Here is a 21,012-nt window from a genome sequence, read left to right on the forward strand (position 1 = left end):
GTGCCTTCGCGCAGCAACCGGAACCGGCGGCGGAGGTCATGTGGGGCCTGGTCGTCGCAGCCACCCTGGCCGAGGAGTGCCGGCTGAGCTATCGCCGGACGCGGATGCCGAGCCCGTGATCCGCGGCGCGACCGTGGGCGGGAAAGTCCTCAGCGGGCCCGGCTAGCGGTACAGCTCCGCGTGCCGGGCGCGGAGCTTGTACTTGAGGATCTTGCCGCCGACGGTTTCGGGGAGTGCTTCGGCTAGGACGATCGCTTTCGGGGTCTCGTAGCCCGCGAGGCGTTCGCGGCAGTACGAAATCAGCTCGGCCTCGACGGGTTCGGTGCCCGGCCGCGGGACGACGACGGCCGTGACCGCCTCGCCCCAGTGCTCGTGCGGCAGGCCGATCACGGCCGCCCGCAGGACCGCCGGGTGTTCGTGCAGCACCGCTTCGACGCGCATGCTGGAGACGTTCTCCCCGCCGGTCTTCACGATGTCCTTGTAGCGGTCGACCATCACGCGCAGGCCGTCGTCGTCCACCACCGCCGAGTCGCCGGAGTGGAACCACCCGTCGCGGAAGGCTTCCCGGGTCGCGGCGGCGTCGCGGTAGTAGCCCGCGGTCATCACCGGTGACCGGTAGACCGCTTCACCCGGCGTGCCGCGGACCGGCTCGCCGACTTCGTCGACGACGTCCGAGGCGAGCAGGCCGCTCGGCACACCGACGTAGTTCATCGCGGGCGCCGTGCGGGCGTGCACCTCGGGCCACGCGCTCGGCCAGAACCGGTGGCAGGCGATGGCTTCGGTCTGGCCGAAGATCCCGACCGCGACGAACCCCGGCGCGGTCCGGGCTTCGAGCCGCCGCATGAGTGCCGGGGACAGGGCGCCCCAGCCGTAGACGAGCGCCGTCAGCGAAGTCAGGTCCAGGTCCGGGTTCGCGTCGAACTCGTCGGCCAGCGCGGCCACGAACTGCGGCGAGCCGGCCCAGACCGCGGTGGCGCCGGACCGGGCGAGCGCCGCGGCGACCGGGCGGGGAGCGGGACGGCGGCCGAGCGTGAGCGTGCCGCCGGCGAAGAACGTCGAGTACGTGAACAGCGCGTCGCCGACGTGGTAGATCATCGGCAGGAACGTGCAGACTCGCAGGTCGGCCTCGTGGCGCAGGCCGCGCGTGAGCGAGAGCGCGAAGTTGAGCCCGGCCAGGTGGACGTAGCTGTGCGACAGCATCACGCCCTTCGGCAGCGCGGTGGTGCCGGACGTGAACAGCAGCTGGAAGATGTCGTCGCCGTGGATCTCGACGTCCGGCTCGGACTTCGGCTGCCCGTCGAGGAAGTCGCCGAACGCGGGGCTGCCCGCGACCGGGCCGCCGCCGACCGTGATGGTGGCGCCGACGCGCAGGTCCGTGACGCCTTCCAGCCGTGGCCAGAGTTCCGCGTCGACGATCGCCAGCCGTGGCTCGGTCAGGCGGACGAGGTGGGCGAGGACGTCGGGGGCGAGGCCCGGGTTCAGCGGGACGGCGACCATGCCCGCCTTGGCGATCCCGATCTTGGCCAGGAACGCCTCGACGGTGTTCTCGCAGAACAGCAGCACGCGGTCGCCGGGAGCCAGGCCCGCCGCGGCCAGCGCGTGGGCGAGCTGGTTGGCGGCCTCGTCGGCCTGCCGGTAGGTGACCGTCGCGAATCGCTTTTCACCGTGGGCACCGTCGGCCGAGGCGAGCGCGACCTGGTCCGGGCGGCTCCAGGTGAGGCGTTCGAAGACGTCGCCGATCGACGTCCGCTCCCAGCGGTGCACAGCGCGGCGGCCGCGCAGCGTCTCGACGTCGATCTGGGTTGCGGTGTGCTCGGTCGCGGTCATGCCGATGCTCCTTCGCCGTCGATCCCGCCGACCAGCATGCCGTGACCCAGGTCACCGACGCAAGAAGATAGTTATTCGCCATTCACTGACGTCGTCGGTGCCCCTGAGACGCCCAGGCAGGCGTGCGCCATCTCGTCCAGCAGTTCGGCGAGCCGCTCGGGCGCGAGTCCGCTGCGGAAGAAGAGCGTGGACTGCACCGCGCCGATCGCGGCGTGCACGGCCAGCCGCAGCTCGCCGTCGGCGAGCTCGGGCCGCAGCGGGGCGAGCACGTGGACCCAGTCCTCGATGTAGTGGCGCTGCAGCCTCCGCAGCCGTCGCCGCTCGTCTTCGGGGAGGTTGTGGATCTCGCGGTGGTAGACCGCGAGCACGGTGCGGTCTTCGATGGCGACCCGGACGTGGTCCCGGATCAGGCCGGACAGGGCGGTCCGGTCGTCCGGCCCGGCCGCGAGGATCGCCGCGGCCCCGTCCTGCAGGCGGCCCATCACGCGGTCGAGCAGCGCGACCAGGATGGCGTCCTTGTTCTCGAAGTGCCGGTAGACGCCGGAGCCGACGATGCCGGCCTCCGCCCCGATGTCGGCCATGCCGATCGCGTGGAACCCCCGCCGGGCGGTGAGCTCGGCGGCGGCGGTCAGGATCCGCTCCCGCCGTTCGGGGTCGCGCTTGCGGCGCGTGGCCGGTGAGGGTGCCGTCATCTTGTCATCCTCGCAGACGGGCGCTACGGTGCGCTATTAGTGAATAGCAAATCACTAAGGAGCGTCGGTGTGGACGTGCTCGAGAGCGATGAGACCCGTGACCTCCGGGCCGCGGTGGCCGCCGTCGCGGCGCCCTTCGGCGGCCGCTACTACGTCGAGCACGCCCGCGAAGGCCGGGAATGCACGGAGCTGTGGCACGCGCTGGGCGACGCGGGGTTCATCGGCGTCAACATCCCCGAGGAGTACGGCGGGGGCGGCGGCGGCCTGGCCGAGCTGACCGTCGTCATCGAAGAAAGCGCGGCGCAGGGCGCGCCGATCCTGCTCCTGCTGGTCACCGAAGCGATTTCAGCCGAGGTGCTCACCGAGTTCGGCACGCCGGAGCAGCGCAAGGAGTGGCTCCCGGGCCTGGCGAGCGGCCGTCGGAAGGTCGTCTTCGCCATCACCGAGCCCGACGCCGGTTCCAACACCCACAAACTGGCCACCACCGGCCGCCGCGACGGCGACGAGTGGGTGGTCGACGGCGAGAAGTACTACATCTCCGGCGTCGACACCGCCGACGCGCTGCTGCTCGTGGCCCGCACCGGACGCGATCCCGACGGCACGGCCCGGCTCTCGCTGTTCCTGGTGCCGGTGGACGCGCCCGGCCTCACGGTGACGCCGCTGCCGGTCGACGTCATGCTCCCGGAGAAGCAGTTCACCCTGCGCTTCGACGGCGTGCGGCTGCCCTCGACGGCGCTCGTCGGCGACGAAGGCGCGGGGTTCCGGCAGGTCTTCCACGGCCTCAACCCCGAACGCATCACCGGCGCCGCGCTCTGCGTCGGCATCGCGCGCTACGCCCTCGACGTCGCGAGCCGGTACGCGAAGGACCGCACGGTGTGGGACCGGCCGATCGGCGCGCACCAAGGAGTCGCCCACAGCCTCGCCAAGGCGAAGATCGAAACCGAGCTGGCCGCCCTGATGACGCACCGCGCGGCCGCCCTGCACGACCGCGGGCTGCCCGCGGGCGAAGCGTCGAACATGGCCAAGTACGCCGCCGCGGAGGCCGCGCTGGCCGCCGTCGACGCCGCGATCCAGACCCACGGCGGCAACGGCGTCTCGGCGGACTTCGGGCTGCTGCCGTACTGGGGGCTGGCCCGGTTGCTCCGGATCGCCCCGGTGAACCGCGAAATGATCCTCAACTTCGTCGCGCAGCACAGCCTCGGGCTGCCCCGGTCCTATTAGGAGGACTGATGACGGACCACAACCTCGTCCACCGGGTCAACGTCGGTGACGCGCTGACCCGCGTCGCGTTCGCCCGGCCGGAAACCCTGGCGGTCGTGGACGGCGACCGCCGCTGGACCTACGGCGAGTTCGACGCGTGGGTCAACCGGCTCGCCCACGGCCTCACCGCCCGCGGCTACGCCACCGGTGACGTGCTCGCCCTCGCCTCGGCCAACAGCGCCGAGTTCCTCGCCGTCTACTACGCCTGCGCGAAGCTCGGGCTCGTCTGCGTCCCGATCAACCTGGGCTGGCGCGGCGACGAAGTCGCCTACGTGCTCGGCCATTCGCAGGCTCGCGGCATCGTCGTGGAGCGCCAGCTTGCCGGCGCCATCGCGCCCGCGGTGGCGCAGGTGCCCGCGGTGGCCGACGTGATCCTCGCGCCCGGCACCGGCGGTGAGGCTGACGGGCTCGAGTTCGACGACGTGCTCGCCGACGACACGACCTCGCCCGAAGTCGTCGTCGAGGACCGTGCCCCACTGTCCTATTTGTACACATCGGGCACCACGGCGGCCCCGAAGGGTGTCGTCGGGACGCACCTGGCGATCCACCTGGAGTCGATGTCGGCCGCGCTCGACTCCGGCTGGTCCGCCGCGGACCGGTTCATCGCGATGATGCCGATGTTCCACACCGCGCAGCTGAACGCTTTCTGCACGCCCGCGGTCGTCGTCGGTGCGACGATCTTCGTCCACCGCGGGTTCGATCCGGAGCGGTTCCTGGCCACGATCGAACGCGAGCGGATCACCCAGGTCTTCGGCCTGCCGATGATGTACCGCGCGGCCCTCGAGCACCCGTCCTTCGCCGGCCGCGACCTCTCCTCGTTGCGGCGCGCGGTCTACGCGATGGCTCCGATGCCCGAAGCGCAGATCAAAGCGTGCCTCGACGGCTTCCGCTGCGACTTCGCGCTGTTGTTCGGCCAGACCGAGATGAGCCCGATCACGACGTTGTTCCGGCCCGAGCACCAGCTTTCGCACGTCGGCGCGGTCGGCACGCCGCTGACCGGCGTCCAGGTCGGGATCATGGACCCGGACGGGAGCCTGCTGCCGCGCGGCGAGCAGGGCGAGATCGTCTACCGGGCGCCGTCGACCATGCAGGAGTACCTGCGCAACCCCGAGGCGACGGCGGAGGCCTTCCGGCACGGCTGGTTCCACTCCGGTGACGTCGGGTGGTTCGGGCCGGACGGGGTGCTGTGGTTCGCCGACCGGTACAAGGACGTCATCAAGACCGGCGGTGAGAACGTCGCCTCGATCGAGGTCGAGCGCGCGGTCTACGACGCCGAGCCGAACGTCGCCGAGGTCGTCGTGGTCGGACTGCCCCACGAACGGTGGACCGAGGCCATCACGGCGGTGGTCGTGCCGAAGCCGGGGGAGCGGATCGACGCCGACGACCTGCGGCTGCGGCTGAAGGACCGGCTCGACGGCTACAAGGTCCCCAAGGCCGTGATCGTCGCCGACGAGCTGCCGCGCACTTCGACGGGGAAGATCCAGAAGAACCTGGTCCGGGAGCGGCACGCCGGGCACTACGGGGGAACCGCATGACCGTCCTCAAGTCCCTGCTCGACGTCTCCGCCGAGAGCTACGCGAGCAACCGCAAAGCGCAGCTGGAAGCCCTGGACCGGCTGGAGGAGCAGCTGGAGCTGGCCATCGGAGGTGGGGGCGAGCGTTACGTCCAGCGGCACCGCGACCGCGGGAAGCTCCCGGTCCGCGAACGGCTCGAGCTGCTGCTCGACCCGGACAGCCCGTTCCTCGAGCTCTCCGCGCTCGCCGCGTGGGGCACCGACTTCACGGTCGGCGCCTCGGTGCTCACCGGCATCGGCGTGGTGTCCGATGTGGAGTGTGTGGTCATCGGCCACGACCCGACCGTCCGCGGCGGGGCGATGAACCCGTACTCACTGCGGAAGACGTTGCGCGCGTTGGAGATCGCGCGCGTCAACCGGCTCCCGGTGATCAACCTCGTCGAGTCCGGCGGCGCCGACCTGCCCACGCAGGCCGACCTGTTCGTGCCCGCCGGGCGGATCTTCCACGAGCTGACCGAGCTGTCCTCGATGGGCGTCCCGACGCTGGCGATCGTGTTCGGCAACTCGACGGCGGGCGGCGCGTACGTGCCCGGCATGTGCGACTACGCGGTGCTCGTCGACCGCCAAGCCAAGGTGTTCCTCGGCGGTCCGCCCCTGGTAAAGATGGCCACCGGGGAGGAAGCCGACGACGAGTCCCTCGGCGGCGCGGAGATGCATTCCCGCGTCTCGGGCCTCTCGGACTACTTCGCGGTGGACGAGCTCGACGCGATCCGGCTGGGCCGGCGGGTCATCTCCCGGATCAACTGGCGCAAGCTCGGCCCGGCTCCCCGCCGGAATCCCGAGCCGCCGCGCTACGACCCCGAGGAGATCCTCGGCATCGTGCCGCCGGACACCAAGGTGCCCTTCGACCCGCGCGAGATCCTCGCCCGTACCGTCGACGGCTCCGACTTCGACGAGTACAAGCCGCTCTACGGCACCTCGCTGGTCACCGGCTGGGCGAGCATCCACGGGTATCCGGTCGGCGTGCTCGCCAACCACCGCGGCGTGCTGTTCAGCGAGGAGGCGAAGAAGGCCAGCGAGTTCATCCTGCTCGCCAACCAGACCGACGTGCCGCTGGTGTTCCTGCAGAACACGACCGGCTACATGGTCGGCACGCGGTACGAGCAGGGCGGGATCATCAAGGACGGCGCCAAGATGATCAACGCCGTCACCAACAGCACGGTGCCGCACCTGACGGTCAACATGGCGTCTTCGTTCGGCGCGGGCAACTACGGCATGTCCGGCCGGGCCTACGACCCGCGGCTGATGTTCGCGTGGCCCGGCGCGAAGCTCGCGGTGATGGGCGCGGCCCAGCTCGCCGGGGTGATGTCGATCGTCGGGCGCGCTTCGGCGGCCTCGCAGGGCCGTGAGTTCGACGAAGAAGCCGACCGGAAGCGCACGGCGGCGATCGAGAGCCAGATCGAAAGCGAGTCGCACGCCTTCGCCGTCACCGCGCGGCTCTACGACGACGGCATCGTCGACCCCCGCGACACCCGCGACGTGCTGGGGATGTCGCTGTCCGCCGTCCACTCCAACCGCGTCGAGGGCCGGCGTGGCTTCGGCGTCTTCCGGATGTGAGGCCGATGATCACGAAACTGCTGGTCGCCAACCGCGGGGAGATCGCCGCGCGGGTCATGCGCACCGCGCACGACCTCGGCATCGCCACCGTCGCCGTGTACTCCGACCCGGACGCGGGAGCGCCCTTCGCCCGGCTCGCCGACGAGGCCGTCCGGCTCCCCGGTTCATCCCCGGCCGAGACGTACCTCCGCGGCGATCTCGTCATCGCCGCAGCGCGGGCCACCGGCGCCGAGGCGGTCCACCCCGGGTACGGGTTCCTGTCGGAGAACGCGGGGTTCGCCCGCGACTGCGCCGCGGCCGGGCTGACGTTCGTCGGCCCTCCTCCGGAGGCCATCGCCTCGATGGGGTCGAAGATCGAAGCCAAGGCCCTGATGGACGCCGCCGGGGTCCCGGTCCTGCCGGGGGCGACCGTCACCGACGACACCGACCTCGCCGCGGTGGCCGCGTCCATCGGCTTCCCGGTGCTCGTGAAGGCCGCGTTCGGCGGCGGCGGCCGGGGCATGCGCGTCGTCCACGACTCCGCCGCGCTCGCCGAGGCCGTCGAGGGTGCCCGCCGCGAAGCCGCGTCGGCGTTCGGTGACGGAACGGTGTTCCTCGAACGGTTCGTCGTCGACCCGCGGCACGTCGAGGTCCAGATCCTCGGGGACACGCACGGGGAAGTGGTGCACCTGTTCGAGCGCGAGTGCTCGATCCAGCGCCGCTACCAGAAGATCGTCGAGGAATGCCCGTCCCCGGCGGTCGACGACGCCCTGCGCGCCGAGCTCGGCGCCGCGGCCGTCGCCGCCGGGAAGGCGATCGGCTACACCGGTGCCGGCACCGTCGAGTTCGTCCTGGACGCGGACGGCCGGTTCTTCTTCCTGGAGGTCAACACGCGCCTGCAGGTCGAGCACCCGGTGACCGAGCTGGTCACCGGCCTGGACCTGGTCGAACTGCAGCTGCGCGTCGCCGAGGGGGAGCCGCTGCCACCCGAGGTCACCGGGGCGCGGATCGACGGGCACGCCATCGAGGTCCGGCTCTACGCCGAGGACGTCCCGGCCGGCTTCCTGCCCGCCACCGGGACGCTGCACCGGTTCCGCGTACCCGGGCCGCGCGGCGTCCGGGTCGACTCCGGGGTCGTCGACGGCTCGGTGGTCGGCCCGCACTACGACCCGATGCTCGCCAAGGTGATCGCCCACGGCCGCACCCGCCGCGAAGCCGCCCGAACCCTGGCCCGCGCGTTGCGGCACGCCGAACTCCACGGCGTGACCACGAACCGGGACCTCCTCGTCGGCATTCTGGGCGAGCCGGAGTTCCTGGCCGGCCACACGGACACGGGATACCTGACCCGGCACGACCCCGTCGCCCTCGGCGCGTCCGAAGGTGGCGGCGCCCGGCAGGCGGCCGCGGCGGCGCTGGCCCGGCAGGCCCGCCACCGCCGGGACGCGCGGGTGGTGCCCGAGATGCCCTCCGGCTGGCGCAACGTCGGCGGGGTCCCGCAACGGGTCGCCTACCTCAGCGGCGGCGAAACCCTGGACGTCGCCTACTCGGTCCGCCGGACCGGTCTCCGGCTCACGGTCGACGGCATGCCGCTCGGCGAGTCGGTGCGGCTGATCTCCGCCGATCCCGACCTCGTCGAGCTGGAGATCGACGGCGTCCACCGCGCTTACCGGGTGCACACCCGCGCCGGAACGTCCTATGTGGACGGACCGGACGGGTCGGCGGCGCTGGCCGAAGTCCCGCGCTTCGCCGACCCGGACGCCGCCGCGGCCGCCGGGTCGCTGCTCGCCGCGATGCCCGGCGCCGTGGTGCGGGTCCTCGTCGACGCCGGGGACCGCGTCGTGGCCGGGCAGGCGCTGGTGGTCCTGGAGGCGATGAAGATGGAGCACACCGTCACCGCGCCGATCGACGGCTCGGTCGCCGAACTGCGGGTGCGCCAAGGCGACCAGGTCGACACCGGCCAGGTGCTGGCGGTGGTGGAGGAGTGATTTCCTACGAGGTCCGCAACGGGGTCGCCTGGCTGACGATCGACCGTCCCGAAGCGCGCAACGCACTGTCCAAAGAGGTCCGGGACGGCCTGTGGGCGGGCACCCGGCGGTTCGTCGCCGACGAGTCGGCCGCGGTGCTCGTGCTGACCGGGGCCGGCGACAAGGCGTTCTGCGCCGGCGGTGACCTCAAGGAGATGGCCGAGACGGCCCTCGAAGTACCGCCGCCGGACTTCCTGCCGCAGTTCGGCCGGAACATCGACGTGCCGAAGCCCACGATCGCCGCCGTCAACGGCGTCGCCTACGCCGGTGGGTTCCTGCTGGCCCAGCAGTGCGACCTCGTCGTCGCGGCCGAACACGCGCGGTTCGCGGTGACCGAGGTGAAGGTGGGCCGGGGCGCGCCGTGGGCGGCCCCGCTGTCCTGGCTGGTGCCACCGCGGATCGCCATGGAGATCCTGCTGACCGGCGACCCGGTCGACGCGCACCGGGCGCGGGAGGTCGGGCTGGTCAACGACGTCGTCCCGGCGGCCGAGCTGCGGTCCCGGACGCAGGCGCTCGCCGAGCGGATCGCGGCCAACGCGCCGCTCTCGGTACGCGCGGCCAAGCGGACCGCTTATCTGTCCCGCGCCGACGTCTACGAGCGCGCCGAGGAGATCTGGGCCCCGGTGTACCGCTCGAGGGACGCGCAGGAAGGCCCGGCGGCGTTTCGCGAGAAGCGCCGGCCCGTGTGGGAAGGACGCTGACATGGCCGTCTCCCTGGACGCGCTCCTCGACGACCTGCTGGCGGAAGCCGCCGACGTCGAAGCGATGATCGGCTCGCTGGACGACGGCGGGATCGCCCGGCCGACGCCCGCGGCCGGGTGGACCATCCGGGACCAGGTCACGCATCTCGCGTTCTTCGACGAAGCCGCGACGCGAGCCGCCGTCGACCCCGAGGGTTTCGGGCAGGCGGCGTCGGCGCTGATGGCCGGCGGCACGGACTTCCCCGACCGCGTCGCCGCGCAGCACGCGGGGCTGACCGCGGACGAGGCCCGGGCGTGGTTCACGCGGGCCCGTGCCGCGTTCGTCACGGCGTTCCGCGGGCGCGACCCGCGGGCCCGCCTGCCGTGGTACGGCCCCGACATGAGCGTGGCCTCTTCGGTCACCGCGCGGATCATGGAAACCTGGGCGCACGGCCAGGACATCGCCGACGCCCTCGGCGTGCGGCGCACACCCACCGACCGGTTGCGGCACGTCGCCCACCTCGGCGTCTCGACGACCGCGTTCAGCTTCCGGCTCAACGGCCGTGCGGTGCCGACGACGCCGATCCGCGTGGAGCTGCGCGCCCCGTCCGGTCCACTGTGGACCTGGGGTGACGCGGACGCCGCCGACCGCGTCGAAGGCACCGCGCTCGACTTCTGCCTGGCGGTCACCCAGCGCCGCCACGTCGACGACACCGGGCTCGTCGTGACCGGACCGGTGGCCCACGAGTGGATCGGGATCGCGCAGGCCTTCGCCGGAGCGCCCGGGCCCGGCCGCGAACGGAGCCACGCATGAGCCGCCCGGTCCGGATCGCGAACTGCTCCGGGTTCTACGGCGACCGCTTCGCCGCGGCGAGGGAGATGGTCGCGGGCGGCCCGATCGACGTCCTTACCGGCGACTACCTCGCCGAGCTGACCATGCTGATCCTCTGGAAAGCCCGGCGGAAGGACCCGTCCGCGGGCTACGCCAAGACGTTCCTCGGCCAGCTCGAGGAGGTTCTCGGCACCTGCCTGGACCGCGGCATCCGGATCGTCTCCAACGCCGGCGGCCTGAACCCGCCGGGGCTGGCCGCCGAGATCGGCGCGCTCGCCGAACGGCTGGGCCTGCACCCGAAGATCGCCCACGTGGACGGCGACGACCTCGTCGACCGGCTCGGGGAGCTGCGGGCGGCCGGACACGACCTGGCCCACCTCGACACCGGGCGCAAGCTCGCCGAGGCCGGGGTGGCCCCGGTGACGGCCAACGCCTACCTAGGTGGCTGGGGCATCGCCGAAGCGCTGGCGGCCGAGGCCGACGTCGTCGTCACCGGCCGCGTCACTGACGCGTCGCTGGTGGTCGGCCCGGCGGCCTGGTGGCACGGCTGGGCGTCCACGGACTTCGACGCGATCGCGGGCGCGATGGCCGCGGGGCACGTGATCGAGTGCGGCCCGCAGGCCACCGGCGGGAACTACGCCTTCTTCGAAGAGATCACCGACCGCCGCTACCCGGGCTTCCCGATCGCCGAGGTCGAGGCCGACGGCTCGAGCGTGATCACCAAGCACGACGACAGCGGCGGCCTGGTCTCGGTCGGCACGGTCACCGCGCAGCTGCTGTACGAGATCGCCGAACCGGCCTACGCCGGACCCGACGCGGTCGCGCACTTCGACACCGTGCGGCTCGACCAGATCGGGCCCGACCGCGTGCGGATCAGCGGCACCCGCGGCAGCGCGCCCGGCGACCGGCTGAAGGTGGCCCTCAACCACGACGGCGGCTACCGGAACACGATGACGCTGGTGCTCACCGGCACGCGGATCGAGGAGAAGGCCGCGTGGGCCGAGCAGCAACTGTTCGAGCTGCTGGGCGGCAGGGAGCAGTTCGCCGAGGTCGACGTGACGCTGTTGCGGTTCGACCACCCGGACGCGCCCGTGAACGCCGAAGCCACCGCCCACCTGCGGGTCACGGTCAAAGACCCGGACAAGGCGAAGGTGGGCCGGCGCTTCTCGAACACGACGATGGAGCTGGCGCTCGGCGGCTACCCGGGGTTCCACACGACGACCCCGCCGTCCGCAGAGAGTGGATTCGGCGTCTACTGGCCGACGCTGGTTCCGGCCACCGAGGTCGAGCACCGCGTGACCCTGCCCGACGGCACCCGGCGGGTGATCCCGCACCCGCCGTCCGGGCCGGTGCCGATCGTGACGCACTCCGTCGCGGCCGAACCCCGGGTGTACGACGGCCCGACCCGCAGGGTGCCGTTGGGCGAGGTGGCCGGCGCCCGGTCCGGCGACAAGGGCGGCAACGCGAACATCGGGCTCTGGACCCGGACCGACGAGGAGTACGACTGGCTCCGGCACCACCTGGACGAAGACCGATTCCGGGCGCTGCTGCCCGAAGCGGCCGCGCTCGAAGTCCGGCGCTTCGAACTGCCGAACCTGCGCGCGCTCAACTTCGTGGTGGTCGGGCTCCTCGGCGCGGGCGTCGCGGCGTCGGTCCGTCCGGATCCGCAGGCCAAGGGTCTTGGTGAGTACCTGCGCAGTCGTGCGGTCGACGTGCCGGAGGACCTCCTCCGCCGGTGTCGGCGATCGCCTCGTCGGGCATGCCCTGATGGACGAATCGCCAGTCGGTGACGACACACTGGTCGCGTGCTCGGCCCGGATCGATCCGCGCAAGGCGCAGCCGGCGAGCGGCTGCTGCGGCCTGGTGCCGTGCCGCCGGAAACGCGACGCTGATCGGTTCGCCGAGCAGCCCTCGAAGTCCGGCCGGATTATGAGCGTCTTGTTCAGCCGATCGGATCCGCGCTGTCGCCCGCAAGGAGCAGCTGGGGGACTTGGGCGAAAGACCAGCCCGCCCCGGTTGGCGCCAGGACCCACACGACGTCGAATCTGTTGTCCGGCCAGCTCTTGGGCGGCGCGGGATCGATCGTCCCGACCGCCGCGGCCAGCGCGGGGATTTCTTCGTGTTGCCAGCTGATCAAGGTGACGCCGCCGCGGCGGGTGACTTCCGCCGCCAACGCGGCCTCGCCTCCTTTGGCGAAGGTGGTGGTGACCGGGAGGCCGAGCCGCGCCGCCAGGGGGCTGACGGTTTCGCGGGGGCGCTGGCCTTCCCCGCCGGTGCCGCCGGCGGCGTAGATCGCCGTGGGACGGGCGAGGCCGCGGCGGACGCTCCCGGCGCCGGGGGCGAACAGTTCCACCAGTGCGCCCGCGCGGGTCCCGCCGCCGATCGTCAGGGAATGCGGGTCGGCGTTGCCTTCGGCGTCGATGCCTCGTGGTGCGCCTGAGCCCGCCGGCTTCTCGGCGTGCCTGATGATCATGATCAGGGCGCCGCTCGCCGGTGCGGGCGGTAGCGCGGCGGGCTGGACCTGCTGAGCGTTACCGCAGCCGCCGGCCAGCAAAGCCGTCGATCCGGCGGCGGCGCCGAGCAGTGTCCGCCGCGACAGGGGACGGGTTCCCATCTCACTCCCTTTCGTTCGCACAAGGTGGAATGTAACAGGTGATACACTGACGCTCGTGGCGGAGAGATCGGGCAAGTGGCAGGTGCTGGTGGTGCGGGTGCCGGCGGCGCCGTCGCGGCATCGGGTCGCGGTGTGGCGGGAGCTGCGCCGGATCGGGGCTCTGTCGCTCGGCCAGGGCACCTGGACGGTGCCGGACGTGCCCGGGTTCGCCGAGGGCCTGCACCGGGTGGTCGCCCTCGCCGAGCGCGGCGACGGTGAGGTGGTGGTGCTCGACGCGGCCGGGCGCAGCGACCGCGACGGCGCGCGGCTGGAGGAGCTGTTCACCGCCGATCGCGAGGACGAATGGCGTGAGTTCCTGGCCGATTGCGGCAAGTTCGACGCCGAGATCGACAAGGAGATCCGCGTCGAGAAGTTCACCATGGCCGAACTGGAAGAGGAGGAGCAGAGCCTGGAGCGGCTGCGCCGCTGGCATCGGGAGCTGAAGGTCCGCGACGTGTTCGGCGCTCCGTCGGCGGCCGAGGCCGAGGTTCAGCTCAAACACTGCGCCGACCGGCTCGCCGAGTACACCGAGCTGGTTTTCCAAGCCCTGCACCAGATGTGAGCCGAGAGTCGACATGAACGCCGATACCCAGCTGTTCCTCTTGATCAACGATTTCGTGCGGACGACCCCGTGGCTGCACACGATCGTCTCCACCTACGCCACGTACGGTCTGGTGTTGTTCGCCGCCTTGCTGCTGGCCGGGTGGTGGTCGGCGCGCCGTCAAGCGAACCCGGTCCGGGTGGCGGCGGCACTGTGGGCGCCGCTGGGCATGCTGCTCGCACTGGGCGTCAACCAGCCGCTCTCCGCGCTCGTGGGAGAACCCCGTCCGTACACGACGCTGCCGAACATCGTCGTTCTCGCGCAGCGCAGCCTTGATCCGTCGTTCCCGAGCGATCACGCGGTGATGGCCGGCGCGGTCGCCGCCGGGCTGTTCCTGGTCGATCGGCGACTCGGTGTGCTCGCGGCTCTCGCCGCGGCGGTGATGGCCTTCTCGCGCGTGTACATCGCCGCGCACTACCCCCAGGACGTGGTAGCCGGGCTCGTGGTGGGTGCCGCGGTCAGCCTGGCCGGGTTCTGGCTGGTCCGCCGCGTGCTGGTGTGGCTGGTCGAACGGGTCGAGCGCACCCCGCTGCGGCCGGTGCTGACCAGCGCACCACGTCCGGTCGTCCCGGTGTCGGGCTGACATGACCGCCACACCGGAGCTGCCGGGGGTGCTGGGAAGCCTGGCGCCGCTGCTGGACCACTACGGTTACCTGGCGGTCGCCGGGCTCATCGTGCTGGAGGACTTCGGTGTCCCGGCACCCGGTGAGACGGTGCTGATCGCCGCCGCGGTCTACGCCGGCGCGGGCCACCTCGACATCGCAGCCGTCGTCCTGGTCGCGATCGCCGCGGCGATCGCCGGCGACAACATCGGGTACGCGATCGGCCGGTTCGGTGGCCGCCGGCTGGTGCTGCGGTTCGGCCGCTACGTCTTCCTGACCGAACGACGCCTCGACACGGCAGAGCGGTTCTTCACCCGCCACGGCGGGAAGATCGTCGTGGTCGCCCGGTTTGTCGAGGGACTGCGGCAGGCCAACGGGATCATCGCCGGTGTCACCGGGATGCCGTGGCGGCGGTTCCTCGCGTTCAACGCGATCGGGGCCGCGCTGTGGGTCGGTGTCTGGGCCGCGCTGGGCGATCTCGCCGGCACCCACATCACAGTCATCTACGAGCAGATCCACCGCTACCAGCTCTACGTCCTGATCGCGATCGCGGTGGGGCTGGCCGCGCTGATCGTCCGGCACCTGCTGCGGCGCCGGCGTACCGGAGAGGAACCGCGCGGGTGAGCACCGAGTCTTCCGAGCACACCACGGCCGGATCGGCCGCCGCGCTGCGGCCGTTGTACGCGGCGGGGTTCGTGACGGCGTTCGGCGCGCACAGCATCGCCGCCAGCCTCGGCGCGTACACCCACGGCGAACACGCCTCGCTGCTCACCCTCGGCCTGCTGCTCGCGGTGTACGACGGCGCCGAGGTGATCCTGAAACCGGTCTTCGGGTCGCTGGCCGACCGGATCGGGCCCCGGCCGGTGCTGCTGGGCGGGCTGCTCGCGTTCACCGTCGCGTCCGCCGCGTTCGTCCTCGCCGGGAACCCGGCCGCGGTGGGACTGGCCCGGCTGGGCCAGGGCGCGGCCGCGGCGGCGTTCTCCCCGGCCGCCGGCGTGCTCGTCGCCCGGTTGTCCCCGGCGAAACGGCAGGGACGCGCCTTCGGCGGCTACGGTGCGTGGAAGAGCGTCGGCTACACGGCCGGCCCGCTGCTTGGCGGCATCCTGATCACCCTCGGCGGATTCCCGCTGTTGTTCGGCACCCTCGCCGTGCTCGCGCTGGCGGTCACCGGCTGGGCCGCGGTGGTCGTACCCGCGGCGCCCCCGCTGCCGCGCACGCGCCAGACCGTGCTGGATCTGGCCCGCCGCCTGACCGCGCCGGCCTTCCTGCGCCCGACCGCGACGCTCGCCGCCACGACCGCGGCGCTGGCGGTCGGGGTGGGCTTCCTGCCGGTGACGGGCGCCGCCGCCGGCCTGACCCCGCTGGTGACCGGCGCGGCCGTTTCGCTGCTGGCGCTCTGCTCGGCGCTGGTGCAGCCGTGGTCCGGACGAGCCCGCGACGCCGGACGGCTGCGCGACGGGATCGGCATGGCCGGCGGGCTTGCCCTCGCCGCCGCCGGGATGGCGCTGGCCGCCGTGGTTCCCGGGGCCGCCGGGGTGCTCGTGGCAGCGGTGGCGATCGGAGCGGGGGTGGGGCTGGCGACGCCGCTCGGGTTCGCCCACCTCGCCGCCGTCACCCCGCAAGAACGGCTCGGGCAGACCATGGGCGCCGCCGAGGTCGGCCGGGAACTCGGCGACGCCGGCGGCCCGCTGCTGGTCGGCGCGATCGCCACCGCGGCCACCCTCGGCACCGGGTTCCTCGGCCTGGCCGCGCTGCTCGTCGTCGCTGCTCTGGCCGTGCTCGGCGCGCGGACCGCGGGAAACGGGGCGCGCGCATGACCGTCCCTTGACCGCGATGTACTACCGTTCATGTAGTAGTCGAGGGAAGAGGGGCGGCCTCGTGGCAGGGCATCGCAAGACACCGGGCAGCCTGGAGCAGGACGTGCTGAGGGCGCTGGCCGCCGCCGCAAGGCCGTTGACTCCGGCCGAGGTGCGCGCCGAGATGGGTGCGAACCTGGCCTACACGACGGTGATGACCGTGCTGGCCCGGCTGTACGACAAAGGGGCCCTGACCCGGCAACGGGCCGGTCGTGCCTACGCCTACCAGGTCGCCGATCCGACCGCGGTGACCGCGCACCGGATGCGGCAGCTGCTCGACAGCGAGGGCGATCGGGCGGGAGTGCTGACCCGGTTCATGGGCGAGCTGACCGACGAGGACGAGCAGCTGCTGGCCTCGCTGCTGCACCGCGCGGAAAGAGAGGACGAGCGGTGATCGGCGCGGGCGTGCTCGTGCTGGCGGTGGCGGTGCTGGTCGCTGTCCTGGGACCGCCGCTGGGCCGGCGGCTTCCGCCCGCCATGGCCACCCGCGTGCTGGTTCCGGCCGCGGTGGCCGTGGCGATGGCGACGGGAGCGGTGCTGGGTATCGCGGCGTTCACGCTGATCGGGCAGGTCCCGCAGATCGCCGAGGCGGGCCGGTGGTCCGCGCAGGTGGTCCGGGACGCCGACCCGGTGCCCGCGGTGATCGCGGTGGTCTGCGGGCTGCTCGTGCTGTACGCGGCCGGCCGGGCGATCGTCCTGCTCGTGCGCCGGGTGGTGGCGTTCACCCGGGTTCAGGCGGCCTGCCGGGATCACCGCGGCGGCACGCTGATCGTCCTCGACGACGACCGGCCCGATGCGTTCGCCACCGCCGGCTGGCGCGCCCGGATCGTGGTCACCACCGGGCTGCTCCGTGCGCTGGACCGCCGGCAGCGGCAGGTGGTGCTGGCTCACGAACGCTCCCACGTGATCCACCGGCACGCCTGGTGGATCCTGGCGGCGGATCTCGCCGCCGCCGCGAACCCGCTCCTCACCCCGACCGCGCGGACGGTGGCCCATGCCGTGGAGCGCTGGGCCGACGAAGACGCCGCCGCGGAGGTCGCCGACCGGAGGCTGGTGGCCCGCGCGGTCGGCCGGGCTGCCCTGCTCCGCCGGCGATTCCCGCCCGCACCCGCACCCACGCCCTCGGCGGTCGGCGGGAACGTGCCCGACCGGGTCGCCGCCCTGCTGGAACCCGCGCCCGAACGGCGTCTGCGCCACGTGGTGCTGCTCGCCGTGCTGCTGCTGGTTCTGGCCGGCGGCAGTGCGCTGGTCTCCGAGCGCGGCCGGGAGCTGTTCGCCCACGCCGACATCTCCCAGCAGCACGACTAGCTACCGCACGGCTCACGCACGGCTCCGGGACACCCGGCCGCCTTCTACTACACGATGAGTAGTAGAGTTTGCTACTACTGAATCTGTAGTAGATCAAGGTGTCCCCACCGGCGTTCCAGGAGGATGTGCGTGAGTACAGCGACAGCGGAAACGTCCGCGGACGGCGAGATCGGCTCGGCCACGGCTGCCCGCGCGACCGGGCTGGTCAAGGTCTACGGCTCCGGCGAAACCCGCGTGACCGCCCTGGACGCCGTGGACGTCGCGTTCGACCGGGGCCGGTTCACCGCGATCATGGGGCCGTCGGGTTCGGGCAAGTCCACCCTGATGCACTGCGTCGCCGGCCTCGACACCACCACGGCCGGAGAGGTCTGGATCGGGGACACCGAGATCACCCGGCTGTCCGACAAGCGCCTGACCCGGTTGCGGCGGGACAAGATCGGGTTCATCTTCCAGGCGTTCAACCTGCTGCCCACGCTGACCGCGCTGGAGAACATCACCCTGCCGATGAACCTCGCCGGCCGCACCCCGGACAAGACGTGGCTGGATCACGTGATCGACACCGTCGGACTGGCCGACCGCCTCGCGCACCGCCCGGCCGAGCTGTCCGGCGGCCAGCAGCAGCGCGTCGCCTGCGCTCGCGCCCTCGCCGGACGCCCGGAGATCATCTTCGCCGACGAGCCGACCGGCAACCTGGACTCCCGCGCGGGCGCGCAGGTGCTGGAGTTCCTGCGGCGCAGCGTGGACGAGCTGGGGCAGACGATCGTGATGGTCACCCACGACCCGGTCGCCGCTGCCCACGCCCACCGGGTGCTGTTTCTCGCCGACGGCCGCGTGGTCGACGAGATCAGTGACCCGACCGCCGATGCGGTGCTGAAGCGGATGACCCGCTTCGACACCGCCGGCCGGCGGAGCTGAGGCCGATCATGCTGAAGACAAGCCTGCGCAGTTTCCTCGCCCACAAAGGACGCCTCGCCCTCGCCGGGCTCGCGGTGGTGCTCGGCGTCACCTTCGTCACCGGCACCCTCGTCTTCTCCGACACCATCAACTCGGCCGTGACCGGCCTGTTCACCTCCACCGCCGCCGACGTGACCGTCTCGCCCCAGCAGGCGTTCACCCCGGAGGTCGAGGACCAGGGCCTGGCCGGCGCCACGCCCACCCTGCCCGCGTCCACAGTGGACAGAGTGGCCGGGTTGCCCGGTGTGCAGGCAGCGCACGGCCAGGTCAGCGTGCAGAACTTGACTCTTGTGGACAAGACCGGCCAGCCGGTCGGCCCGACGAGCGGCGCGCCCACCCTCGGCCAGAACTGGGTCCCCACCGCCCACCCGTCGGTCACGATGGTGCAGGGCCGGCCGCCGGCGAAGGCGGGTGAGATCGTCATCGACCAGGCCGGCGCCCAGCGTCGCGCCGTCCGGCTCGGTGACCCGCTGCGGGTGATCACCCCGTCGGGCGCGACGTCGGCGACCGTGGTCGGTCTCGCCCGGTTCACCGCGGCCAACCCCGGCGTCGGACTCGCCCTGTTCGACACCGCCACCGCCCAGAACGTGTTCCTGGGCCAAAAAGACACGTTCACCGCGATCATCGTCGACGTGGCGCCCGGCGCCGGCGACGCCACGGTGCAGCACGAAGCCCGGACGGCGCTCGGCACCGGATTCACGGTCAACACCAAGGAAGAACAGGCCGCTTCCGCTGCCGCGCAGATCGGGTCGTTCCTGGACGTCGTGACCTACGCGCTGCTCGGATTCGCCGGGATCGCCGTGCTGGTCGGAATCTTCCTCATCCTCAACACCTTCTCCATGCTCGTCGCGCAGCGCACCCGCGAACTCGGGCTGCTGCGCGCCCTGGGCGCCAGGCGCGGCCAAGTCCTGCGGGCGGTCCTGCTCGAAGCGCTGCTGCTCGGTGTCGTCGGCTCGACCGTCGGGCTCGCCGCCGGTGTCGGCCTCGCCGCCCTGCTGAAGTCTTTCGTCGGACGCGCCGGGGTGGACCTGTCCGGCACCCCACTGGTCATCAGCGCGCCCGTCCCGATCGCCGCGTACGCGGTCGGCGTGCTGGTCACCGTGCTGGCCGCCTGGCTGCCCGCCCGCCGCGGCGCCCGCGTAGCCCCCATGGAGGCACTGCGCGAGGCCGCTGCCCCGGCCTCGCCGTCGCTGGGCCGCCGGGCCCTGCTCGGCCTGCCGCTGCTGGTCGCCGGCGCCGCCGCGCTGGCCGGGACCACCGCCGTGTCCGACGACCTCACCACCGCCGCCATCCTGCTCGGCGGCGGAGTGATCACCAGCCTGCTCGCGGCGATCGTGCTCGGGCCGCTCATCGCCCGCGTCGTCGTCAACGGCCTCGGCGTGGTGTTCCCGCTGGTGTTCGGCACGGTCGGGAAACTCAGCCAGCGCAACGCCATCCGCAACCCGCGCCGCACCGGAGCCACCGCCGCCGCGCTGATGATCGGCCTGTCCATGGTCAGCGCCGCCGCCGTGCTCGCCGCCTCGCTCAACACCTCCATCACCCGCGAGGTGGACAGCACGTTCGGCGCCGACTTCGTCGTCTCCGCCGGCGGCGCCCAGCCGATCAGCTCCGACGTCACCGCGAAAGTCCGTGCCGTGCCCGGCGTGCAGACCGTGACCCGGCAGCGCTACGCGCTGGCCCACTACAACGGATTCCAGATCGCCCTCGCCGGCGTCGACACCGCCACCATCGACCAGGCCGTCAAAACCCAGTACGTCGCCGGCTCCACCACGGACCTCGCCCGCGGCGGGCTGATGGTCGACCAGACCACCGCCGCCACCAACAACCTCCACCTCGGCTCCCCGGTCCCGCTGACTCTCCTCGGTGGCGCCACCGCGACCTTGACCGTCACCGCGATCAGCAAAACCCCCGCGGGCGGCGGCAAAGACGGCGGCACCTTCGAGGTCTCCCTCGACACTCTGGCCCGTTACGCCCCGGCCGCCGCCGACGTCACCCTCTACGTCACCACCGCACCCGGTGCCGACAAGACCACCGTCGCTGCCGCGCTCGACCGCACCCTGGCCGGGAACCCCCAGATCCGGGTGCAGAACCAGACCGACTACCGCAACCAGGTCACCGGGCAGGTCACCACGATCCTCACCCTGCTCTACGGCCTGCTCGCCCTGGCCATCCTCATCGCGATCCTCGGCGTGATCAACACCCTCACCCTGTCGGTGATCGAACGCACCCGAGAGATCGGACTGCTGCGCGCCGTCGGCACCAGCCGCCGCCAGATCCGCCGCCTCATCCGGCTCGAATCCGTCCTCATCGCCGTCCACGGCGCGCTGCTCGGTGTCGCGCTCGGCCTCGCCTGGGGCGTCGCCGGGCAGAAAGCCCTGACGTCCCAAGGAATCACCGCGCTGACCGTGCCGTGGAGCACCATCGTCGCGGTGCTGGCCGGCGCCGTGGTCATCGGCCTGGGTGCGGCGATCCTGCCCGCCTACCGCGCCGCGCGCATGAACACCCTCACCGCGATCGCCACCGGATAAGCCAGCACAGTCCGCGCGGGCCCGGCCTCGTCGGGAGCGGCGAGACCGCCGACGAGTGGTGGCTGCTCTACAGAGCCAAGCGCTCC

Annotated in this window: 18 protein-coding genes; 15 read left to right on the forward strand and 3 right to left on the reverse strand. The window is 72.4% G+C overall.

What is annotated here, in order from left to right:
* Positions 1–162 precede the first annotated feature (162 nt).
* Together ACIRSS_RS05610 and ACIRSS_RS05615 are read right to left on the reverse strand one after the other, a co-directional pair.
* Complete coding sequence (locus ACIRSS_RS05610) at positions 163–1,827, reverse strand: class I adenylate-forming enzyme family protein (protein WP_400890919.1); 1,665 nt, start codon at positions 1,825–1,827, stop codon at positions 163–165.
* A gap of 71 nt (positions 1,828–1,898) precedes the next feature.
* On the reverse strand, positions 1,899–2,519 hold the full coding sequence (locus tag ACIRSS_RS05615) for a TetR/AcrR family transcriptional regulator (protein WP_400890922.1): 621 nt from the start codon (positions 2,517–2,519) through the stop codon (positions 1,899–1,901).
* A 69-nt stretch (positions 2,520–2,588) separates the two neighbouring features.
* Between ACIRSS_RS05615 and ACIRSS_RS05620 the strand changes: the two genes are divergently transcribed.
* From ACIRSS_RS05620 to ACIRSS_RS05650, 7 genes are read left to right on the forward strand one after another with little or no spacing between them, the layout of a single operon-like run.
* Entirely contained in the window at positions 2,589–3,740 is a 1,152-nt protein-coding gene (locus ACIRSS_RS05620; protein WP_400890924.1) for an acyl-CoA dehydrogenase family protein, read from the forward strand.
* A gap of 8 nt (positions 3,741–3,748) precedes the next feature.
* Complete coding sequence (locus tag ACIRSS_RS05625; RefSeq protein WP_400890927.1) at positions 3,749–5,314, forward strand: AMP-binding protein; 1,566 nt, start codon at positions 3,749–3,751, stop codon at positions 5,312–5,314.
* Positions 5,311–6,909, forward strand: a complete 1,599-nt coding sequence (locus tag ACIRSS_RS05630; protein WP_400890930.1) for an acyl-CoA carboxylase subunit beta — start codon at positions 5,311–5,313, stop codon at positions 6,907–6,909. Before ACIRSS_RS05625 ends, ACIRSS_RS05630 begins: the two co-directional genes overlap by 4 nt.
* Before the next feature lie 5 nt (positions 6,910–6,914).
* Entirely contained in the window at positions 6,915–8,873 is a 1,959-nt protein-coding gene (locus ACIRSS_RS05635) for an acetyl/propionyl/methylcrotonyl-CoA carboxylase subunit alpha (RefSeq protein ID WP_400890933.1), read from the forward strand.
* Positions 8,870–9,613 carry an enoyl-CoA hydratase/isomerase family protein gene (locus ACIRSS_RS05640; RefSeq protein WP_400890935.1) on the forward strand — a complete coding sequence of 248 codons (744 nt, stop codon included), beginning with the start codon at positions 8,870–8,872 and terminating at the stop codon, positions 9,611–9,613. The genes ACIRSS_RS05635 and ACIRSS_RS05640 overlap by 4 nt, the downstream gene beginning before the upstream one ends.
* A 1-nt stretch (position 9,614) precedes the next feature.
* Positions 9,615–10,406: a TIGR03084 family metal-binding protein gene (locus ACIRSS_RS05645; protein WP_400890938.1), complete on the forward strand. Its 792-nt coding sequence runs from the start codon at positions 9,615–9,617 to the stop codon at positions 10,404–10,406.
* Entirely contained in the window at positions 10,403–12,214 is a 1,812-nt protein-coding gene (locus ACIRSS_RS05650; protein ID WP_400890940.1) for an acyclic terpene utilization AtuA family protein, read from the forward strand. The genes ACIRSS_RS05645 and ACIRSS_RS05650 overlap by 4 nt, the downstream gene beginning before the upstream one ends.
* Before the next feature lie 152 nt (positions 12,215–12,366).
* Here the strand turns inward: ACIRSS_RS05650 and ACIRSS_RS05655 are convergent, their stop codons facing one another.
* Positions 12,367–13,038 carry a hypothetical protein gene (locus tag ACIRSS_RS05655; protein ID WP_400890942.1) on the reverse strand — a complete coding sequence of 224 codons (672 nt, stop codon included), beginning with the start codon at positions 13,036–13,038 and terminating at the stop codon, positions 12,367–12,369.
* Between the two features lie 55 nt (positions 13,039–13,093).
* Between ACIRSS_RS05655 and ACIRSS_RS05660 the strand changes: the two genes are divergently transcribed.
* From ACIRSS_RS05660 to ACIRSS_RS05695, 8 genes are all read left to right on the forward strand, one after another.
* Positions 13,094–13,639 carry a Chromate resistance protein ChrB gene (locus tag ACIRSS_RS05660; RefSeq protein ID WP_400890945.1) on the forward strand — a complete coding sequence of 182 codons (546 nt, stop codon included), beginning with the start codon at positions 13,094–13,096 and terminating at the stop codon, positions 13,637–13,639.
* Between the two features lie 13 nt (positions 13,640–13,652).
* Positions 13,653–14,261 (forward strand): phosphatase PAP2 family protein, encoded by a 609-nt coding sequence (locus ACIRSS_RS05665; RefSeq protein WP_400890947.1) that lies wholly within the window; start codon positions 13,653–13,655, stop codon positions 14,259–14,261.
* Between the two features lies 1 nt (position 14,262).
* Positions 14,263–14,904 (forward strand): DedA family protein, encoded by a 642-nt coding sequence (locus ACIRSS_RS05670; protein ID WP_400890949.1) that lies wholly within the window; start codon positions 14,263–14,265, stop codon positions 14,902–14,904.
* Complete coding sequence (locus ACIRSS_RS05675; RefSeq protein ID WP_400890951.1) at positions 14,901–16,097, forward strand: MFS transporter; 1,197 nt, start codon at positions 14,901–14,903, stop codon at positions 16,095–16,097. The genes ACIRSS_RS05670 and ACIRSS_RS05675 overlap by 4 nt, the downstream gene beginning before the upstream one ends.
* Positions 16,098–16,158: 61 nt before the next feature.
* Entirely contained in the window at positions 16,159–16,530 is a 372-nt protein-coding gene (locus tag ACIRSS_RS05680; RefSeq protein WP_400890953.1) for a BlaI/MecI/CopY family transcriptional regulator, read from the forward strand.
* Positions 16,527–17,444, forward strand: coding sequence for a M48 family metalloprotease (locus ACIRSS_RS05685; protein WP_400890955.1), 918 nt, complete (start codon positions 16,527–16,529; stop codon positions 17,442–17,444). The genes ACIRSS_RS05680 and ACIRSS_RS05685 overlap by 4 nt, the downstream gene beginning before the upstream one ends.
* A gap of 129 nt (positions 17,445–17,573) precedes the next feature.
* A complete protein-coding gene (locus ACIRSS_RS05690; protein WP_400890958.1) occupies positions 17,574–18,359 on the forward strand; it encodes an ABC transporter ATP-binding protein in 786 nt (261 codons plus the stop codon).
* Between the two features lie 8 nt (positions 18,360–18,367).
* Entirely contained in the window at positions 18,368–20,926 is a 2,559-nt protein-coding gene (locus ACIRSS_RS05695; protein WP_400890961.1) for an ABC transporter permease, read from the forward strand.
* The last annotated feature ends 86 nt before the right edge of the window (positions 20,927–21,012 follow it).

It is taken from the genome of Amycolatopsis sp. NPDC101161 (assembly GCF_044768185.1).
Classification (GTDB): Bacteria; Actinomycetota; Actinomycetes; order Mycobacteriales; family Pseudonocardiaceae; genus Amycolatopsis.

Bases quoted from the DNA above. Each gene is read 5' to 3' on its own strand.
- ACIRSS_RS05610 (WP_400890919.1), bottom strand. From the start codon at position 1,827: ATGACCGCGACCGAGCACACCGCAACCCAGATCGACGTCGAGACGCTG.
- ACIRSS_RS05615 (WP_400890922.1), bottom strand. From the start codon at position 2,519: ATGACGGCACCCTCACCGGCCACGCGCCGCAAGCGCGACCCCGAACGG.
- ACIRSS_RS05625 (WP_400890927.1), top strand. From the start codon at position 3,749: ATGACGGACCACAACCTCGTCCACCGGGTCAACGTCGGTGACGCGCTG.
- ACIRSS_RS05630 (WP_400890930.1), top strand. From the start codon at position 5,311: ATGACCGTCCTCAAGTCCCTGCTCGACGTCTCCGCCGAGAGCTACGCG.
- ACIRSS_RS05635 (WP_400890933.1), top strand. From the start codon at position 6,915: ATGATCACGAAACTGCTGGTCGCCAACCGCGGGGAGATCGCCGCGCGG.
- ACIRSS_RS05645 (WP_400890938.1), top strand. From the start codon at position 9,615: ATGGCCGTCTCCCTGGACGCGCTCCTCGACGACCTGCTGGCGGAAGCC.
- ACIRSS_RS05650 (WP_400890940.1), top strand. From the start codon at position 10,403: ATGAGCCGCCCGGTCCGGATCGCGAACTGCTCCGGGTTCTACGGCGAC.
- ACIRSS_RS05655 (WP_400890942.1), bottom strand. From the start codon at position 13,038: ATGGGAACCCGTCCCCTGTCGCGGCGGACACTGCTCGGCGCCGCCGCC.
- ACIRSS_RS05665 (WP_400890947.1), top strand. From the start codon at position 13,653: ATGAACGCCGATACCCAGCTGTTCCTCTTGATCAACGATTTCGTGCGG.
- ACIRSS_RS05670 (WP_400890949.1), top strand. From the start codon at position 14,263: ATGACCGCCACACCGGAGCTGCCGGGGGTGCTGGGAAGCCTGGCGCCG.
- ACIRSS_RS05695 (WP_400890961.1), top strand. From the start codon at position 18,368: ATGCTGAAGACAAGCCTGCGCAGTTTCCTCGCCCACAAAGGACGCCTC.